This is a genomic window from Streptomyces sp., assembly GCF_050698815.1.
In the GTDB taxonomy this organism is placed as follows: Bacteria; Actinomycetota; Actinomycetes; order Streptomycetales; family Streptomycetaceae; genus Streptomyces.
Genome location: NZ_JBOHCV010000465.1, coordinates 1 through 2,966, shown reverse-complemented (window position 1 = coordinate 2,966; position 2,966 = coordinate 1). Strand labels below are relative to the sequence as shown.

At 72.2% G+C, this 2,966-nt stretch carries 4 protein-coding genes; all 4 read left to right on the top strand.

From position 1 onward, the window contains the following. Positions 1-129: biotin/lipoyl-containing protein (locus tag ACRDP3_RS16830; RefSeq protein ID WP_431517150.1), on the top strand; the 129-nt coding region annotated here is incomplete at its 5' end. Positions 130-194: 65 nt separating this feature from the next. Further along, positions 195-1,697: a tRNA (N6-isopentenyl adenosine(37)-C2)-methylthiotransferase MiaB gene (gene miaB, locus ACRDP3_RS16825; RefSeq protein ID WP_431517775.1), complete on the top strand. Its 1,503-nt coding sequence runs from the start codon at positions 195-197 to the stop codon at positions 1,695-1,697. A 39-nt stretch (positions 1,698-1,736) separates the two neighbouring features. Continuing rightward, the gene (locus tag ACRDP3_RS16820; protein ID WP_431517774.1) at positions 1,737-2,093 is read left to right on the top strand and encodes a hypothetical protein; all 357 of its coding nucleotides are present in this window, start codon (positions 1,737-1,739) and stop codon (positions 2,091-2,093) included. 45 nt (positions 2,094-2,138) lie between these two features. Beyond that, positions 2,139-2,879, top strand: coding sequence for a class III extradiol dioxygenase subunit B-like domain-containing protein (locus tag ACRDP3_RS16815; RefSeq protein WP_431517773.1), 741 nt, complete (start codon positions 2,139-2,141; stop codon positions 2,877-2,879). The last annotated feature ends 87 nt before the right edge of the window (positions 2,880-2,966 follow it).

The window sequence follows — 2,966 nt, the reverse complement described above, 5'->3', positions numbered from 1 at the left end:
GTGGCCACCATCGAGGCGATGAAGATGGAGGCGTCCATCACGGCCCAGCGCGCCGGCACGGTCGGCCGGCTCGCGATCGGCGAGGTCCAGCAGGTCGAGGCCGGCGACCTGCTCATCGAGATCAGCTGAGGCCCCGGCTGTGGGCCCACCCGGGCGGGGCCCACAGCCGCTGGGGTACCGCCTACTCTGGTGGCATGACCGCGCAGGACGCCCTTGAGCGAAGCTACGAGATCCGCACGTTCGGATGCCAGATGAACGTGCACGACAGCGAGCGGATGGCCGGCCTGCTGGAGGACGCGGGCTACGTGCGCGCGCCCCGGGACGCCGACGGCGCCGACGTCGTCGTCTTCAACACCTGCGCGGTGCGGGAGAACGCCGACAACCGGCTGTACGGCAACCTCGGGCAGCTCGCACCGAAGAAGGCCGCGCGGCCGGACATGCAGATCGCGGTGGGCGGCTGCCTCGCGCAGAAGGACCGCGAGACGATCACACGGAAGGCCCCCTGGGTCGACGTGGTCTTCGGCACGCACAACGTCGGCAAGCTGCCGGTGCTGCTGGAGCGCGCCCGTATCCAGGAGGAGGCGCAGGTCGAGGTCGCCGAGTCGCTGGAGGCGTTCCCCTCGACGCTGCCGACCCGGCGCGAGAGCGCCTACGCGGCCTGGGTGTCGGTCTCCGTCGGTTGCAACAACACCTGCACCTTCTGCATCGTCCCGCAGCTGCGCGGCAAGGAGAAGGACCGCAGGCCCGGCGACATCCTCGCCGAGACCGAGGCGCTGGTGGCCGAGGGCGTCACCGAGATCACCCTGCTCGGGCAGAACGTCAACGCCTACGGCTCGGACATCGGCGACCCCGAGGCGTTCAGCAAGCTGCTGCGCGCCTGCGGCCGGATCGAGGGGCTGGAGCGGGTCCGGTTCACCTCGCCGCACCCGCGCGACTTCACGGACGACGTGATCGCCGCCATGGCCGAGACCCCGAACGTGATGCCGCAGCTGCACATGCCGCTGCAGTCGGGCTCCTCGCGGGTGCTGAAGGCGATGCGCCGCTCGTACCGCCAGGAGCGTTTCCTGGACATCATCGAGAAGGTGCGCGCCGCCATGCCGGAAGCCGCCATCTCCACCGACATCATCGTGGGCTTCCCCGGCGAGACCGAGGAGGACTTCCAGGAAACGCTGCACGTGGTGCGCGAGGCGCGCTTCGCGCAGGCGTTCACCTTCCAGTACAGCAAGCGGCCCGGGACGCCCGCAGCGGAGATGGACGGGCAGATCCCGAAGCAGGTCGTGCAGGAGCGGTACGAACGGCTCGTCGCCCTCCAGGAGGAGATCTCCTGGGAGGAGAACAAGAAGCAGGTCGGCCGGACGCTGGAGCTGCTGGTCGCCGAGGGCGAGGGACGCAAGGACGACGCCACCAGGCGGCTGTCCGGACGCGCTCCCGACAGCCGGCTGGTGCACTTCGCGCGCCCCGAGGAGGACGTCCGCCCGGGCGACGTGGTCACCGTCGGGATCACCTACGCCGCCCCGCATCATCTGCTCGCCGAGGCGCCGCCGGTGTCGGTGCGCCGTACCCGTGCGGGTGACGCCTGGGAACGGCGGCACGCCGCACCGGAGGCCCCTGCGCCGCAGGGCGTCATGCTGGGCCTGCCGGCGATCGGCGTCCCTGAACCGCTGCCCGCCGACACCGGCGGCTGTAACGTCTGCTGAGGTACCGCACGCCTGCTGTCGGCCAAGGGGGAGGGCACTGTGCCGAGTTGGGGACTGATCGTCGAGGAGACCTGCGGCTACCAGGACCGCCGGTGGGAGGCCACCCACCTCGGCGAGTTCGACGGTACGCGCCAGCAGGCGCTGACGAGGCTGCTGAAGTTCGCGAAGACGTACGAGCCGGCGCACCCCCGGCTGCCCAAGCGCCGGCTGGTCTACGAGGCGGCGGACGGGTACATCGTGTTCGTGCGGGGCGCGACCGAGACCTTCCATCTCCGCTTCTCCGTGGCGGAACTCGTCCACGACACCTACGCCCCCGCGAGACCACAGGGCAGACCGGAACCGGCAGCCGAACCGGAGGATGCGGTACCCGCAAACCACGGTCGGCGAAAGTCCTGACTCAGTCCGTTACGGAGGGCGGTCGGCGAGGTTAGGCTGCCCCGCATGCTTGTCGCCGCCGCTGTGTGTCCCTGCCCGCCGCTGCTCGTTCCCGAGGTCGCGGGCGGGGCCGCCCATGAGATGGACGCCGCCCGCGCCGCCTGTGCGGACGCGCTCGGCGGCGTCGCCGCCGCCCGCCCCGACAGACTCCTCGTGCTCGGTCCCGCGGAACAGTCCGCCCGCGGTACCCACCCGCAGGGGGCACGTGGCTCCTTCCGGGGTTACGGAGTGGACCTCGAGGTCGGTCTCGGCAAGGGCGATGCCCCCGGCGCGCGTCCCCTCCCGCCGTCCCTGACCGTCGGAGCGTGGCTGCTGACCCGTGCGGAGTGGACCGCCGCTCCCGTCGAGGGCCTCGGCGTCGGCGAGGCCACGACCCGTGACCGGTGCGTGGCGGCTGGCCGTCAACTGGCCGACAGCGCCGACCGGGTGGCCCTGCTGGTGATGGGCGACGGCAGCAACTGCCGTACGGTCAAGGCCCCCGGCTACTTCGACGAGCGCGCCACCGCCTTCGACGCGGACGCCGCCCGTGCGCTGGGTGCCGCCGACGCCAGCGGACTGCTGGCGCTGGACGAGGAGTTGGCGTACGAGCTGAACGCTTCCGGCCGCGCCTGCTGGCAGGTGCTCGCGGGAGCGGCGGCCGGGGAAGGAAGCGGACCCGGATCCGGACCGGGCTCCGGCCTGGAAGGGCGGCTGCTGTACGACGAGGCCCCCTACGGCGTCGGCTACCTGGTCGCCGGCTGGTCGTAGCCGGCCGCCGCCTGGGCCGGGCGAGGGCGCACGGCGTCCGCCCAGCACGGCTGTGGGCGTGCGTCCACCGGATCACCGGTGGACGCA

Excerpts from the sequence above, each read along its gene's own strand:
- ACRDP3_RS16815 (WP_431517773.1), top strand. The coding sequence starts at position 2,139 with ATGCTTGTCGCCGCCGCTGTGTGTCCCTGCCCGCCGCTGCTCGTTCCC.
- miaB (WP_431517775.1), top strand. The coding sequence starts at position 195 with ATGACCGCGCAGGACGCCCTTGAGCGAAGCTACGAGATCCGCACGTTC.